Genomic DNA, 14,402 nt, shown 5'->3' with positions numbered 1-14,402 from the left:
TATGCTTTTGGCGGGGAGTATTTTTTTACTGACGCTGGTACTGGTGATTTGGCAACCCAGAGGCCTGAGTATTGGCTGGAGCGCGAGTATCGGGGCTGTGCTGGCGCTGGTAACCGGTGTCATCCATATCGCTGATATTCCCGTCGTCTGGAATATCGTCTGGAACGCGACAGCGGCTTTTATTGCGGTCATTATCATCAGCCTGCTGCTCGATGAGTCCGGTTTCTTTGAGTGGGCCGCACTGCACGTCTCCCGCTGGGGTAACGGACGTGGCCGCCTGCTGTTTACCTGGATAGTATTGCTCGGTGCCACTGTTGCTGCTTTGTTCGCCAATGACGGCGCCGCGCTGATCCTGACGCCAATTGTAATTGCGATGCTGCTTGCAATGGGATTCAGCAAGGGCACAACGCTGGCTTTTGTGATGGCCGCAGGATTTATAGCAGATACGGCCAGCCTGCCTCTCATTGTTTCTAACCTGGTGAATATCGTCTCGGCGGACTTTTTCAGTCTGGGGTTTACGCAGTATGCCTCCGTTATGATCCCCGTAGATGTGGCAGCGATTGCGGCCACGCTGGTCATGCTGCATCTCTTCTTCCACAGGGACATTCCTGCCACGTATGACGTTTCGCTGCTGAAGACGCCTGCCAGTGTGATAAAGGATCCAGCAACGTTCAGGGCGGGCTGGATTGTCCTGTTATTGCTGCTTGTCGGCTTCTTTATTCTGGAGCCTCTGGGGATCCCGGTCAGTGCGATAGCTGCTACTGGCGCAGCAGTACTGTTTATAGTGGCGAAAAGAAGTCACGCCATCAACACCGGAAAAGTCCTGCGCGGTGCGCCATGGCAGATAGTTATTTTTTCACTGGGCATGTACCTGGTGGTCTATGGTCTGCGCAATGCAGGACTCACGCAGTATCTGTCAGGCGTGCTGAACCTGCTGGCAGAAAAGGGGTTATGGGCAGCAACGGTCGGCACCGGCTTCCTGACCGCGTTCCTGTCGTCGGTAATGAATAATATGCCGACGGTGCTGATTGGCGCGCTGTCGATTGACGGGAGTACGGCGACTGGCGTCGTCAGAGAGGCAATGATTTATGCCAACGTGATTGGCTGCGATTTAGGCCCGAAAATCACCCCGATTGGCAGTCTGGCAACCCTGCTTTGGCTGCATGTGCTTGCCCAGAAAAATATAACGATTACTTGGGGATATTACTTCCGTATCGGCATTATCATGACTCTGCCCGTGCTGTTTGTCACTCTGGCCGCGCTGGCGTTGCGGCTCTCCATCACTTTGTAATGAGATACAGATATGAGCAAAATTACCATCTATCACAACCCTGCCTGCGGCACTTCACGCAACACGCTGGAGATGATCCGTAACAGCGGCAACGAACCGACGATAATTTATTATCTCGATACGCCACCGACACGTGATGATCTGATTAATCTTATTTCAGATATGGGAATTACGGTGCGTGCATTACTGCGTAAGAATGTTGAGCCTTATGAACGCCTGGGTCTTGATGAAGAGAAATTTAGTGATGAGCAGTTGATTGATTTCATGCTTCAACATCCGATCCTGATTAATCGGCCGATAGTCGTTACGCCGCTTGGTACTCGTCTTTGCCGCCCTTCAGAAATAGTGCTGGATATTCTACCGGAAGGTCAGAAAGGAGCGTTTACCAAAGAGGATGGCGAGAAGGTCATTGACGAAACGGGGATGCGGGTTAAGTAATTTGCCCACTTCAAAATATCTGACGCCTGTATACGCTATGCAGGCGTCCGCTTTTCGCTCACAGCAGACCTTATAAACACTAAGGTATGAGCGTCTAGGGGGCAGTCTTGGGCTATTAGGGTTTGAACTCATCACGACCCGAGAAGATCGTAACAGACTTAGCCCCCCTTGAGAGCGCAACATACAAATCAGTTGCCCCCATATTTCCCGCATCTAATATCACCGCGTGGTCGCATTCCAGACCTTTCAGAAGAAGAGTTGAGCCTATTGAACGGTGCGATACGCGTCCTTCACCTTGGTATCTACGTTGTTCACGAATAACTGATGCTGACTCTCTAATGCTTTTGTCAGGTGAGCTGATGGACAGATTTATCGCATCTTTTAGAACGTGCAGAGCTCCGGCCCTGAATACGCGCGTCTCCTCCTTCTCCTCGAGCAAAAAAAGTGCCGTTCGAATATTTTGTCGGGTGGGGGCCAGAGCAAGCGCTACTAATGCATTCTCAAGCGAAGAAGGAGCTGTTCTGTTTCGTCCAGCCTGAATAGAACTAATTCTTCGTAAGGTTGTGCTAACGCCAACGTTTGTCATCAACTCAGCTGCTGCCTGTAAAAGCTTTGGCATCACGTTGGTAGCATTAGCATCGTCAAGGGATGTAGCCATTTTTATCACGTCACTCAGTTCTACCGGTTCGACAACATCAATGCCATTGATTCGCTGTGCAAATTGATGCCTGGATGAAGCTCTTCGTGAATCACCTATAACTAAAACCGAGTCGTTGGGAAACTGTCGCAGCAGCGCGTAATATTCGCGCTGCTGGCGCTGGATATTGTCATTATGATTTCGTGAAAGAGGTCGAAAACGTACATAGTCAGGACAGGACTTTAAGTCGATACGCTCCCGGCGAAATAATCGATGTCTTTGCTCAAGGATCCACTGGCCCAAATATGGCGTTTGTGCATTTTTCCAACGCCAGGGCGTTTGTAAGGTTGCCAGAGTAGGGAAAAAAGTTTCAACGGTTTGGTTCCAGTCGGGCATAGGGCCGCTAAAGTTGAAGATACACTGCATCGGGTCACCAAAGACTACCGTTGGTAGCAAACGTGAAAGCGCACAAGTCAGTTCATGTTGCTCGCTATTGCAGTCCTGGTATTCATCGACCAGCAAACGCGAATAAGTAGCTGTGATGATTTCGCTAATATTACCGTTAACAACCAGATTCCGTACGGCACGGCGAAGAGAAGGGTAAAAAACGGCTGGATTTTCAGGACCCACACCAAGCGGACACAATCCCGGAAAGCAGCCAGCTATTTTCAGAGCCCATCCATCTATTGTTGTCACAACATAGTTCTGCGGAGGAATTGCAAAACGGCTCAGTCGCTTTTTGAGTGCCGTTACACCTGCGGTTGTATGTGTCAGCACGAGATACGGCTTCCTTTGCGCAAAACCAAGAACTTCAGTAATCAGGTGAGTTTTGCCACATCCCGCTGGTGCTACAATCAGGCCTTTAGTGGCGTTTAAAACGGCATCCACACTCATCGTGGATCACCGTTTTCCGCAGCCCACGCCAGCAGATCTCTTATAAATATTTTGAATGGTTGTGAAAACTGATTGATGACTGGACCCACGATATTCTCCGCCAGATCCTCAGCCTTCCCGATCGTTTTAAACCAACCATACTTGCCAGCAGCGTGAGCCACTGGCGTTCTCATTTCTTCTGTTGGTTCACCTGTGCACGTATCAAAGTTATAAGCCCCTCGGGAGCAGTTCTGAATGTGCTGATCCACTTGTTGTTGGCTGTTCAGATCTGCAGCAAGGAGAACGATGTCACGGATAGTCTCAGCAGGACACCAGGCTAGCAGGGCACCCTCTGTTGAAAAACCATTACCCCATTCAAAAATGGTCACACCACTAGCCCGGCAATGTTCTGTCTGTTGCCTGTGTGCAGGTGTCGTGATATCTGAATCTTTTAATAAGGCAGTTCGATATCCCAGTTGTGCAAAAACCTCGGCGCGTTTGAAATAATTGTCCCCGCCGCCGCCATCTGTAGCAAAGGCCCCCTGATCCTGAAACCCTGTTCTTCCCCTGCATTGTCTGGACAAGTCCAACCCTCTGATAAAACCAACCTCAGTTCCACCTTCGCCCACAATTACGGCTTTACTGAAAAAGGCTTCAGCGCAGGCCCTTAAGGTAGCTTGTTCCTTATCGTCCCCACTTAGTGTCAGGAAATTGTGTGAATGCTCTGGGGCTGGTTGTTCTAGTTTCCGCAACACACAGAGCTGGGTTGCCTTGAGTTCCCTGAGAACATATGGGGAATGGGTGGTGATGAATACCTGCGAAGTGGGTTCATCATCACGAGAACCCAGTTGATTCAAGAGTCGGCTGATCCTGTAAGGTTCCAGTCCGTACTCTGCTTCATCAACCAGTATGATCCCAAGACGCCCAACAGCTTTTTGTAACCCGCTCACCAGCAATCGGGTTGATCCTGTTCCAAGCATTCTCAGTGGCGTGTTATCACTGTTATGTAGGCTGATTGCGCTGTTAGACAGGGAGACGCCATTCACGTCCAGCAGCGCTTTAAGTTCTCCAACCTGAACGCCTAACTCATTTGCAATGGTTCTGACCTCGGTAAGGATGTTATCCAACTGCGGTAGTTGCCGGGCAGCAAAGTTGTGTCGTGTCTGTCGGGACAGTTCGGCCAACGTTAAACTGATATCAAAATCTTGTGCAGATAATTTATTCAGCACTGAGCGGTTGCCCCATGCCAGATGATGATGCGAGGTTGCCCCAAGGCGAGTAGGGCTTAACTGCTCACGGTGCTTCCACAATAACCTTTTCTCCAGCCCTTCCGCTGTTGCTCGTTCTGAAAATAAGCACCAGTCTGGTTCGAGATCTGCACCGACGACCATTCTCAGCGTGAGTACGGTTTCATCTCCTGCCCGAGGTTCATCATGGATCTCCTTTGTTTCGCTATTGAAACCACGAAGATAACGCCCATAGTTCTCAAGGTTCCGAAGCCCGTCATCAAGCTGTCCGAGAGTTACACTGATGCATACTGGATTGGCCGAATTCATGAGATAAAAATCAGCATCACTGAATGTGAACGATCTTCGCGCTCCGAGTACTAGGTCAATAGCATCAATAAAGGTCGATTTTCCTGAATCTCCAGGGCCTATCAGGCAATTCATCCCTGAACCTGGAAACCATTCTGCCTGCCGTATTGAGCGAAAATTCTGAATGCTGATGTGGCGGATAACAGCCATGTTTCGTTCCTTCTCAATCCACGAATGTTGTATTTGCGCCGTAATGGCAGGAATTATGGCACACCCTTTCTTATTTAATTGTGATGTTGCGGGTATCCACGCTGACTCAGCGGAGAGGAAACACTTCAATCAAAGGTCCGCTGTTCGTTCAGAGCAGACGTTCCTTGTCTCTGGCTATGTTGATCCCTAGGAAAGAGGTCATCACGCTGTGTTTATCAACCAGGGATGAACCTGAGCTAATTGGATGGCCTTTTAATGTTTTTTCTCAATCAAAAGGTATGGATGTGACCAGTCAGTTACCTCTTCGTAGGAAACAAACCCATCGTGCTCCAGCGCGCAAACGCCCTTGTGGCTGATAACATAATCGTACACAGCCTGGCTTTCCAGGCCCTGTAACATGTGCGACAGCAGCTTGCGTCGCATCACATCCGACTTCCAACGTTTACGCGCTGCCAAATCTTTCCAGGTGATGTTGAAAGGCTGGCCTACCGCATTGGTAACGCATTTACCGTAACGATTGGTTTTAGCAGTGCCTTCATAATGATCCAGCAGTAAAGCCAAATCTCGCCGTAAAGGCTTCAGAAGGCGTTTCCAGCGTTTCAGTACTCGTTCAGCCTCTGCCTCACCTAGCTCACGATTCAACAAGCGTCGGGTACTGGATTTAAGTGATAGGGTAACAAAACCAGCATTGAATACACTGGAAAACCGGAATTGCTTAACCAGCTCTTCCGCAACGCGCAGTACCCGGCAGATATAGCTCGTTTCCAATACTTCTAGGCTCTTTGCTGACACACCGACAGACCACAGCTCATGTCGCAGTATCTCAAGCTGGCACCCCTTGATATCATAATTGACACCACGTGCCAGACATGCCCACTTCATGGCAGAGGGCAAGCTCTGAAAGCCTGTACCAACTTCAAAGGATCTCCCGCCAATGTACGCAGTTTTATACGATTGCCTGTAAGCCACCGTTAACGATGACTCTTTCACCAGTTCCACGCCTGTTTCAGCCAGTCTCGACAGGAAATTGAAAATGAATACTTTATTCTTCGTAGTGGGATTCTCGTTATAGTAATCCAGCAGTGCATCCAGATTGATTTCAAGCGGCTCAAGATTGTTCCAGACCCCCACTACCAACTCCCTGAAGGCAGCGCTAGGGATATCGCGTTTAGACTGCACATGTTTGGCATGCTGCCCACGATCAATAGCAATCCCAATCAGTTCATCAAATGAGTAACTTTTACGCTTGGTGAAAATGTCAGTCAGATAATGGTAGCGATCCTTACGGCTAAGGTATGCCTCTCTGTCGTTGCCAAACAACTTACGCAGGAAACGTTGAGAAACAGCATATTCCCGGCAAGAGCTTTGAGCATTGGAATACCCGGTTAGTTTGATAATTCCCGCGCATACCAGTGCCTCCATTGCACGCTCGTTGGTCGGCCCACTTTTCTTGAATACTCCGGGGAGTTTCGCCCTACCCAGCTCAAAGGATACTGGCACAGAATAAGACCATTTTTTATTCGCCTTAATCTTTGCTTTTTTCCTGTTCTTGCGACTACAGGTAGCAACACAAATAACGTGCTGCAGAAATACTGCAATATTACGATAAAAAGGGCGCCGTAGACTTGGTACACCATTATAAGGAATACTGAAAACAACTTCTTTGAAATAATCCAGCGTTGAATCTGTGACAAGAATATTGTTGTACGTAATGTATGGCTTCATAATTCACCTGTATATAGAGATCAAAGCCCCATGCCCTGACCCCATTTATTTACAGCTGAATTACTCAAACCTTACGTGAACCCAACAAGGTTCAGATGGTTATTAGATGATAATAATATTGGAGGCTGGAGCCTCATGATAGCTGATACTGGGTAATGGCTATAGTATGTAATGACATATATATAATAATACAGCAACAGACCGTATAAATAGCCCTGCAGATGCAGCTATATACCCTGCAGACAAAAATAGCGAATAAATATCAGCTCAGTCAGAATGGGATTAGCGGATATGCAAAATATTACCGGTTTATTAAACGCTGAAACTCACGGCCCGTGATATTGAACAACAGTTGGGGCGCATGTTATTTTCTGAACTTCATCGTTTTGAAATCATTAAATCGCTTAAAATCGGCAATCCTTATAAACCCAGGTTATGGGGGAAAATGATCTCAGTCTTTCTCCTGTTATTGCACGAGGCAAAGCAATTGGGCTAAACCCTACCGGTAGTTAACAGGTCTGTCGTATCAAACCTGGGCGGTTTAAAACCATCTCTTTACAGAATTCAGGTTTCATACACCGGCCATTTCCACGTCCCCCAAACAAACGGCATCCCTGCCGCAACACTATTATCCCTGTTTCTGACGCGATTGAAGCCACTTCAGACGAAGGTTGTATTGCCAGTACTGCGGCTGCGCAAGAATCCCAAGCTTATCCAGCACAAGCGGCAACATAGCCCAAATAGCCTCTGAGTCGAACAACTGGATACGGTAGCGTGCCATAAGTTTATCAACGCGCTTGTCAGCAGCTTTTTTCGTTGTGCTAACCTGTTTACCATTTATGCTCGCTGACGGCTTGTACTTTGCTCTGGCAACCGGATAAGGAACATACTCACGTAGTAAGCGGGCGAACTCGGATTCAAGCATCGGATTTGCCAACGCGTCACGATCATAAAAAGCCAGCTTAGCAATCAGGTTCTCCATATTACGCAGGTTGTTCAGCATCAGTTTTTGCTTGCCAGGAGACAAACGCAATTCCAGACGCAGAAACCGCCGGAACTGGCGTTCATCAAGTACAAGAACCGTTTGCTCGTACCTCTTCTGAGTACTTATCTCCGGTGCATCAACCTTTTCGTATACGGAGGCCACAATGGTCGTAGACCCCAGCCTTAACCCTTCCTGCTCTCCATGTAAGTCATAAAAATCGCCCCTCCTGACCCCAGACAACCCAATGAAATAATCATGGAGTTTCATGCCAACCACATCCAGTGCGTAGTGGATAGTTGTTACCCAGGCATTGCGCAAGCCGCGATACAGGAACTTACCTATGCGCCCCTTACGCCCCAGCCACACAAACAAATCCGTTATCCGTTGCGAAGAGTAGTGCTGAGGACTGCATTCCATTCGCTGAAATCCACGCTGACTACTGGTCGGGTCAAAATGGATCACCAGCAGTATGGGGTGATTATGTGTTTTACCTTTCAGACGAATTTCCACTACCCAGCGATAATGTCCATCGCACTCATCCCTACCAGCAGGCCGAACTTCTATCAGATAGTCACCACCAGAGACAAGACCAAGCAAACGCTGTTTGAGTACAAGATTTTTCTTCCAGTCATGCATATCCGTTACCCATGCCAGTTTATCTACACCTCCATACATAGACTGGCCTGCACCATTAACTCCCAGAGGAACTTTGTCAGTTAAAGATGACACCCGTTCACGATTAAATTGCTGCTTCATATTCTGTTCCAATAGTTCATAGCAGCAACAGTGATCACTCATGCATATGCAGGTACCATCACTGTTACTGTTTATATTGTTGGTATGTCAGGGGTGGAATAAGGCTTACAGAGCACGTGTATTGCTAAGCCCGCGTGACTGAATCCAGCGTTGAATTTCATGTAACTCCCACCCCACAGCCCGACCACCATTGCCAGTGAGTTTTTTGGATGAGGGAAAATCCCCTTTTGATATGAGTCGGTACATCGTGGCGGCGGAAATCCCGGTCAGATGAAGAACCTCTTTTTTACGGAGAATACGGTTGGTGTTCATGCTTGTGCTCCTTTGAGCTGCTTCAGGAGCGGGGTTATTTACAAGCATGAAAAAGCGTGACGATCGGCTCGCGGATGGCCTTAACAGGCCTGAATCAGCCTTCCTTACAAAATTCCTTCGTTATAAAACGAATAAATGCCACCAAAAACCTTCATGAAAACGCGCGGCTTTCCTTGAGGCTCAATGCTGATAAAATAACCAGACATTAAATTAACTGGAGAAGGAAATGAGGGAACCTAGTAAAAAAGCAGACGCGGTATGCCATCGTGAGCGCATGAGTCGTAACGAGACATTTGAACTCCTGCAGAAGAAGCTCTATCTGGGGAGGGACACCCGGCATAAGTTGTCACTGATTGCCAAAAAATTGACGGGTGCAGGGTTTAATCCACATACAATCGACGGGGAAAAAGCCGCTCATGTTATTAGCACTTGCGTAAGCCACATGTACAACGAGCTCTTTGACAATAATGAGGAAAACTCTGTCGAAGGCCTTGAAGAACACCACAAAATTGCCGCAGCAACATGTCAGATATCCATGGATATTTACGCGGTTTATCAGCTCATCAGAGGCCGCTTCGACAAGTTATATTTCACAGGCGCGACTGATAAGGAAAAATACGATTCAGTTGCAGAAAAACTCAATGAATGTGAAGTCAAAAAACCCAAGCTAAAAGCACTGTCCGCTGGCCCTAAATGGACGCGAAGTGATGTAGCCTGGATATGTAACCCTGCGAATATTAACGAGTGCATTGAACGAAAAAACAAGAAACATGCGCCCCTTAAACTAACCAGGAATGACTCTGAGTTGTAGGGTTGAAAGCGATCGTCCTTAGTCCCCCAAGGGCTCTGCTCTTACATTAGCAAAAAAACATAAAGCCAACTCGTCGGGTTTAAGCAATGAATGCCAATAAATGCTACCTCGTGCAGAGCCCTTGGGGGACAAGGGGTTGGTGTATTTTTTTCGATTTCTTTGCCTTTTCTACGCTTATCTGAGTTATTTCCCATCTGTCGTTTCGTTGCTACTCTTTATTGGGCTACGAACACATGGTGGAAGCCCTATGGATACTGCTTTACTTGCGTCTCTTGATGGTGAAGGAAAGAAAAAGCTGGAGCGGGCAATCGCAACGCTACAGGGTGATGTGAATGCTGCTTCGGGCGTATTGTATGTTGATCCAAAGCTCAGACTTGAGTACTCACGCCGCATCAAAGCCATGTCTGACGATCTCTACGCCAAAGCTTCACGCGGGATCATTAGCTGGGAAAAAGCCGCAGAGGAAGCGAACCAGACGCGCAACCTTCTGATGGAGCTCATCCGCTACCGAAGCACACCTGTTGGCAAAGCACTGGCGCAAAAAATGAAGGCGCAGGGCAAGACGCTCAATGAGCTGATAGCCTATAAAACAAAGGCGTTGTACGGCGACAAAGTTAACTTTAATAATCTGTCTGTTTCACAGAAAAACGCGGTTTACAGCGCCGTGGTGCAATCGGCTGGTAAATCCAACCTCGAAGTAAATATCAAAATGCAGCGTTTGTCAGGTGCCGGACGTGGATTGATATTCCTTTCTCTTGCAGTAGCTGTCTACCAAATCTATGAAGCTGAGGATAGAGTGCTTGAGACTCAACGGCAGCTTGCCATCAGTAGCGCCGGGATTGCAGGTGCGTGGGGAGGAGGAGCGCTGGCGGGACTGATGTGTGGTCCTGGCGCACCTGTTTGCGTTGTTATTGGTGCTTTTGTTGGCGGTGCGATTGCCGCATGGGAAATCAGCGGATTCTGGGACTAACTATGTTTAAGCAGCTCGACAACGTAACACTTATGCTCAGGGAAGAACCTACACCGACATCAATGGGAAAATATGAAGTCCTGATTGCTGGAAAAGGTACGGGCATTATGGTTCCAGTACAGGTGATAGAAGCTGCTGTTCAGGTTGATGATAAACGCCTGCTGTTGTTTCTTACCGATGACGTTCCCTATGAAGAAGCGCTTAAAATCGCACTGCTCGACCTGAAAGAGGGTGTGAAAGAGATACTGACGTTGGGTGGCGCATATCTGACAGGATCGTTTACGGACCTGAACATACAACCTAATGCAGTTGAATTCAGCTTTATTGGCGATACAACATGGCGGGTTGAAATACCAGCGATGCCCTTTATGAAACTCCCGTTCATCGGCGATCCACGGGGCGTTTCGCGTCCACCGGCATTGAAGCATTACATCAAAATCACCGCCAGTCCCGCACCTGCTCGCTTCGACGGTAGCCGCTAATTATTGAGTAAGAGAAGGGAATGTTCTAGTAGCACTGAATCCGTCGGCTGGCTCTGACTTTTACCTTATCCCCACGGCAGTCATAGCGGGTAGTTGTGGATATGTCGCTGTGCCCTGCCAGCTGGCGTACTGTATTAATATCAACGCCCTGTTCTAACAAGCGCGTAATGAAGGTCCTGCGCATGTCATGCGGAGTAAAACGCGCTATGCCTGACGTTTGCTGTAACTGCTCCAGGATACCCGTTAACCCGGTTGTTGTCAGAGGTTGGGTGGCGGTCTTCCCGTTGCGCTGAATGCGGTTAAACAATGCATCCCCGGCCTCTTTCACGCCACTGGCTTTAATCCATGCGCGGATGGCTTTATCTACCGCTGCCGCAACGTGTATCTCCCGGTATTTACGCCCCTTCCCCTGCCTCACTGTAAGGATGCCGTTGTCATAGTCCCGGCACTCAAGGCTGACCAGTTCCCCGGTCCGCAAACCCGCGCCGCAAAGGGTCATGACAATGGCGGCATCACGACAACAGCGGATACGTTGCGGATGCCGTTTAGCAGCCTGAACGAGTGCACGAACCTCCTCCCGGCTGAGTGCCCTTCCCTTGCGCTGGTTATCGCCATTTACGCGCTTAACTGCCCGGATACGGGCAAGTGTGTCCGCCTCCAGGCAATTGAGGTTAAAGGCCGTCTGCGCGATGCCCCGGAGCGCGGACAGTGCCATGTTGACCGATGACACTGCGTAACCGCCATCCAGCAGTGCCGCACGTACTTTAGCGACAGCGGCGAAACTCAGTTGCTCCCAGGGGTAGCTGGCTGCATCCGCACCGCATTTAAGTATGCTGGCACTGCGGTTTAACAGGCTGGTGATACCCCTGCGTCCCGACGGGGCAAGACCGCTGATATAAGCGTCCAGCACGGTGGTTTCCACCACCGGCGCGACCTGACGCAGTGCAGCCCTTCTCATGTGTTTAACCTGCTATAACATGTATTAAACCAGGTAACTGTCTGCATCACACCAGCCCTCGCTCAGCCAGTGACACCGTCTCAGTCCCGGCCACAATAAAGTGGTCCAGCAACCGTACATCCAGCATTTGCAGTAGCTCCTGCAGCCGCTTAGTTATCTGGATATCACACTTGCTGGGTTCAGCCTCACCGCTGGGGTGGTTATGCACCAGGATGACCGCGGCGGCGTTATGCCTGAGTACCCGCTTGATTACCTCCCGGGGATGAACGCTGACCGTGTTTAATGAGCCCCGGAACAACATTTCGCGATGCAAAAACTGGTGCTGATTATCGAGCAGGATGATGCCAAACTCCTCATGCTCCAGCAGGGCCATTTCATACATCACGCACCGCCGTACATCATCAGGGGAGCAAAGCTGAACACCACGCTGGTAGCACCGGCTGATAATGTCGCGGGCCTGGTCCAGGATGCGGGTTTCACGCAGGGTAAACGTCGTCATGTTCAGAACTCCCGTTCGATGAAGTAAATGGCTTCGGGAAACAACTGGCGGCGAGCCGCGCCAGCACGCAAGGAGAAGGCTTTGCGGGGCATGGAGGTTCGCCCGTTGCTGTCGAAGAACCGGAGCGTTTCTTCGTCCATTCTGGTGACAAGGGACCAGTGAAACTGGTCGCTGAGCATAATCAGGCGGGAGTGGTCTGTTACCGCCAGAAACCGCCTCATTTCACTGAAAATCCGCCCTTCCACAAGACCGCGACTTCCCTCGAAAGGTTTGGTGATTTGGACCGGAAACTGGCGGTGGTAGTGGCCTTTCCGGAGTACCTGTGCAATCAGCCAGTCGAGCCGGTTTTCATCTATCCCTTCGGTCAGCCACTCATGCAAAGGCCAGCGTTGCTGATAGGCCTGAAGAAGTCGGTTCATGAGTGGTTTTCGCTTCACCCGACCGTCATACAGCCAGCTCAGCATATTCACCACACAGTACGCGCCGCAAAGACAGTCAAGCTCTCCCTGTACAGACGCGTGGATCCCTCTGTTAGCAGTCACAGATAATGTCTCCATTAATAATTAGCTGTCAGTGTGGCGGGATTAGCTTTCCCACATAACGGTGAGGGTGTAGATATTCAGGAAGTGGTAATGAACGAAATTTCTTTGCCAGAGTGCAAAAATGTCGCGTCCTTCCCCTGGGGGTAAATCACCGGCATAAGACAGGAAAACATAGCGCTGGCTCCAGCTGATATCGATTTCCTTTTCGAGCTCCGGGTCTGTCCCCATGTATTTGAAGTCAGTGATGTAATCGAAATACCATTCATCGTTGCGGGAAATAAGCCTTATTTCTACCGGATGAAACCCACCATTTTCAGCGCTGTAATTGATATCTTTGAATAGCAAAGTAACAGCACGAATATTCGGTTTAACTGGTGGATTTTTACTGAGTTCAGCCAGTAGAATATTAATGAGTTCCTGACTTACGGGCATGGACAGCCCTTCCTGACGGATAATATTCATTGTATTTATTCCGGTAAATATGCGTTTGGATTGATGACACAAATCACTAATTAATCCTAACCCGTAGTGGCTTTTCAGACGATAGGCGTCCTCCCGCCAGAAGGGATATAAAACGAAACGCTAAGTTGGCTATTAGTTTATGCATCAGTTACTGAATAATATGACACTATCCAGTAATGACATTTTACCAGAAATATACTTATAGAGCAAATAATTTCATCAAGAAACTAATTTCCCAATATTAATATGCTAACCCAAATATTTATTTCTAAAGAAGAATGGCATACTGATTTACCTCCATGGCAGGTGGGCAGGGTTCCGGGGTGGTTCCTCCTGCCTGCAGTGGCTGGAAATAAAGGTAACCGGTTAAAGTTATTTTTTATCGGGCGGCTATCCCGGCATAATAAATAAGTTCATTACTGACCTTTGAATTGCTCAAGCAAACGCTCACGCTCTTCCGGGGGAAGTTTCATTATTTGTTCAGCCAGGAGGGAAACATCCTGATGCTGGCTGGCCAAATCTTTTGTCACCTGCTTTAAAGCCTGCTCCATCAGCAATGCACGTGAGGCTGGCGACATGTTACGGAAAAGCTGAACCCACAGACTCAGCTGTTTATCAGCTCCCGCAACGCTGAATGCGTCATCTTTGGCCCTGCTTCGTTCGTTTTCAAGCGACATCGCAGCAGCACTTATATGGTAAACCACACCTTTGCCGACTTTTCGCTTACGCCGGATTTCCGGGTGGATCTCTGCCAGCTTTTCAAGGCGCATTCTTGCTCCCCTTGCAGTGCCCGGCATCCCTTCAATGCGCGTAAATTCGTCAGCCGTCAGCCAGTCTCTGGTTTCATCTGCAACCGTGGAAGGTAAGGTTTTTTTGTCCATATTAGCCTATGCGTTACTCATCTAAATTCTTACAG

15 protein-coding genes are annotated in these 14,402 nt (G+C 48.8%); 5 read left to right on the top strand and 10 right to left on the bottom strand.

The genetic code is table 11. The features are described from left to right. Position 1 precedes the first annotated feature (1 nt). The gene (locus C5523_RS05575; RefSeq protein ID WP_108700726.1) at positions 2-1,291 is read left to right on the top strand and encodes an arsenic transporter; all 1,290 of its coding nucleotides are present in this window, start codon (positions 2-4) and stop codon (positions 1,289-1,291) included. A 12-nt stretch (positions 1,292-1,303) separates the two neighbouring features. Next, positions 1,304-1,729: a glutaredoxin-dependent arsenate reductase gene (gene arsC / locus C5523_RS05570; protein WP_108700725.1), complete on the top strand. Its 426-nt coding sequence runs from the start codon at positions 1,304-1,306 to the stop codon at positions 1,727-1,729. Between the two features lie 115 nt (positions 1,730-1,844). On the opposite strand, the gene C5523_RS05565 is transcribed toward arsC, so the two are convergent. The 5 genes from C5523_RS05565 to C5523_RS05545 all read right to left on the bottom strand — a co-directional run bounded on the left by C5523_RS05565 (position 1,845) and on the right by C5523_RS05545 (position 8,762). After that, complete coding sequence (locus tag C5523_RS05565; protein WP_108700724.1) at positions 1,845-3,260, bottom strand: UvrD-helicase domain-containing protein; 1,416 nt, start codon at positions 3,258-3,260, stop codon at positions 1,845-1,847. Then, on the bottom strand, positions 3,257-4,984 hold the full coding sequence (locus C5523_RS05560) for an ATP-dependent endonuclease (protein WP_108700723.1): 1,728 nt from the start codon (positions 4,982-4,984) through the stop codon (positions 3,257-3,259). Before C5523_RS05560 ends, C5523_RS05565 begins: the two co-directional genes overlap by 4 nt. 252 nt (positions 4,985-5,236) lie before the next feature. Then, a complete protein-coding gene (locus C5523_RS05555; protein WP_108700722.1) occupies positions 5,237-6,709 on the bottom strand; it encodes a hypothetical protein in 1,473 nt (490 codons plus the stop codon). Between the two features lie 628 nt (positions 6,710-7,337). Further along, entirely contained in the window at positions 7,338-8,450 is a 1,113-nt protein-coding gene (locus tag C5523_RS05550) for a hypothetical protein (protein ID WP_108700721.1), read from the bottom strand. 105 nt (positions 8,451-8,555) lie between these two features. Beyond that, positions 8,556-8,762 carry an AlpA family transcriptional regulator gene (locus C5523_RS05545; protein ID WP_108700720.1) on the bottom strand — a complete coding sequence of 69 codons (207 nt, stop codon included), beginning with the start codon at positions 8,760-8,762 and terminating at the stop codon, positions 8,556-8,558. A 226-nt stretch (positions 8,763-8,988) separates the two neighbouring features. Here C5523_RS05545 and C5523_RS05540 point away from each other — a divergent pair, with 226 nt between their 5' ends. The 3 genes from C5523_RS05540 to C5523_RS05530 all read left to right on the top strand — a co-directional run bounded on the left by C5523_RS05540 (position 8,989) and on the right by C5523_RS05530 (position 11,025). Beyond that, the gene (locus C5523_RS05540) at positions 8,989-9,573 is read left to right on the top strand and encodes a hypothetical protein (RefSeq protein ID WP_108700719.1); all 585 of its coding nucleotides are present in this window, start codon (positions 8,989-8,991) and stop codon (positions 9,571-9,573) included. A gap of 247 nt (positions 9,574-9,820) precedes the next feature. Next, complete coding sequence (locus C5523_RS05535) at positions 9,821-10,543, top strand: hypothetical protein (RefSeq protein WP_045509885.1); 723 nt, start codon at positions 9,821-9,823, stop codon at positions 10,541-10,543. Positions 10,544-10,545: 2 nt separating this feature from the next. Further along, positions 10,546-11,025 (top strand): hypothetical protein, encoded by a 480-nt coding sequence (locus C5523_RS05530; protein ID WP_045509460.1) that lies wholly within the window; start codon positions 10,546-10,548, stop codon positions 11,023-11,025. Positions 11,026-11,050: 25 nt separating this feature from the next. Here C5523_RS05530 and C5523_RS05525 read toward each other — a convergent pair whose 3' ends face one another. From C5523_RS05525 to C5523_RS05505, 5 genes are all read right to left on the bottom strand, one after another. Continuing rightward, positions 11,051-11,983: a site-specific integrase gene (locus C5523_RS05525; RefSeq protein WP_108700718.1), complete on the bottom strand. Its 933-nt coding sequence runs from the start codon at positions 11,981-11,983 to the stop codon at positions 11,051-11,053. Positions 11,984-12,029: 46 nt separating this feature from the next. Continuing rightward, positions 12,030-12,482 carry a DNA repair protein RadC gene (gene radC, locus C5523_RS05520; protein WP_108700717.1) on the bottom strand — a complete coding sequence of 151 codons (453 nt, stop codon included), beginning with the start codon at positions 12,480-12,482 and terminating at the stop codon, positions 12,030-12,032. Positions 12,483-12,484: 2 nt separating this feature from the next. Then, complete coding sequence (locus C5523_RS05515) at positions 12,485-12,946, bottom strand: hypothetical protein (protein WP_108702287.1); 462 nt, start codon at positions 12,944-12,946, stop codon at positions 12,485-12,487. A 120-nt stretch (positions 12,947-13,066) separates the two neighbouring features. Beyond that, a complete protein-coding gene (locus C5523_RS05510) occupies positions 13,067-13,486 on the bottom strand; it encodes a DUF2787 family protein (RefSeq protein WP_223878767.1) in 420 nt (139 codons plus the stop codon). Positions 13,487-13,902: 416 nt separating this feature from the next. After that, complete coding sequence (locus C5523_RS05505) at positions 13,903-14,367, bottom strand: hypothetical protein (RefSeq protein ID WP_085007648.1); 465 nt, start codon at positions 14,365-14,367, stop codon at positions 13,903-13,905. Positions 14,368-14,402 lie beyond the last annotated feature (35 nt).

It is taken from the genome of Phytobacter sp. SCO41 (assembly GCF_003073275.1).
GTDB classification, from domain to species: Bacteria; Pseudomonadota; Gammaproteobacteria; order Enterobacterales; family Enterobacteriaceae; genus Phytobacter; species Phytobacter diazotrophicus.
Note: the sequence above shows the minus strand (reverse complement) of the source record. Positions and strands in the feature narration are given on the sequence as shown.

Bases quoted from the DNA above. Each gene is read 5' to 3' on its own strand.
- C5523_RS05540 (WP_108700719.1), top strand. From the start codon at position 8,989: ATGAGGGAACCTAGTAAAAAAGCAGACGCGGTATGCCATCGTGAGCGC.
- C5523_RS05555 (WP_108700722.1), bottom strand. From the start codon at position 6,709: ATGAAGCCATACATTACGTACAACAATATTCTTGTCACAGATTCAACG.
- C5523_RS05550 (WP_108700721.1), bottom strand. From the start codon at position 8,450: ATGAAGCAGCAATTTAATCGTGAACGGGTGTCATCTTTAACTGACAAA.
- C5523_RS05560 (WP_108700723.1), bottom strand. From the start codon at position 4,984: ATGGCTGTTATCCGCCACATCAGCATTCAGAATTTTCGCTCAATACGG.
- C5523_RS05535 (WP_045509885.1), top strand. From the start codon at position 9,821: ATGGATACTGCTTTACTTGCGTCTCTTGATGGTGAAGGAAAGAAAAAG.
- arsC (WP_108700725.1), top strand. From the start codon at position 1,304: ATGAGCAAAATTACCATCTATCACAACCCTGCCTGCGGCACTTCACGC.
- C5523_RS05575 (WP_108700726.1), top strand. From the start codon at position 2: ATGCTTTTGGCGGGGAGTATTTTTTTACTGACGCTGGTACTGGTGATT.
- C5523_RS05565 (WP_108700724.1), bottom strand. From the start codon at position 3,260: ATGAGTGTGGATGCCGTTTTAAACGCCACTAAAGGCCTGATTGTAGCA.
- C5523_RS05545 (WP_108700720.1), bottom strand. From the start codon at position 8,762: ATGAACACCAACCGTATTCTCCGTAAAAAAGAGGTTCTTCATCTGACC.
- C5523_RS05510 (WP_223878767.1), bottom strand. From the start codon at position 13,486: ATGAATATTATCCGTCAGGAAGGGCTGTCCATGCCCGTAAGTCAGGAA.
- C5523_RS05515 (WP_108702287.1), bottom strand. From the start codon at position 12,946: ATGCTGAGCTGGCTGTATGACGGTCGGGTGAAGCGAAAACCACTCATG.
- C5523_RS05525 (WP_108700718.1), bottom strand. From the start codon at position 11,983: ATGAGAAGGGCTGCACTGCGTCAGGTCGCGCCGGTGGTGGAAACCACC.
- C5523_RS05530 (WP_045509460.1), top strand. From the start codon at position 10,546: ATGTTTAAGCAGCTCGACAACGTAACACTTATGCTCAGGGAAGAACCT.
- radC (WP_108700717.1), bottom strand. From the start codon at position 12,482: ATGACGACGTTTACCCTGCGTGAAACCCGCATCCTGGACCAGGCCCGC.
- C5523_RS05505 (WP_085007648.1), bottom strand. From the start codon at position 14,367: ATGGACAAAAAAACCTTACCTTCCACGGTTGCAGATGAAACCAGAGAC.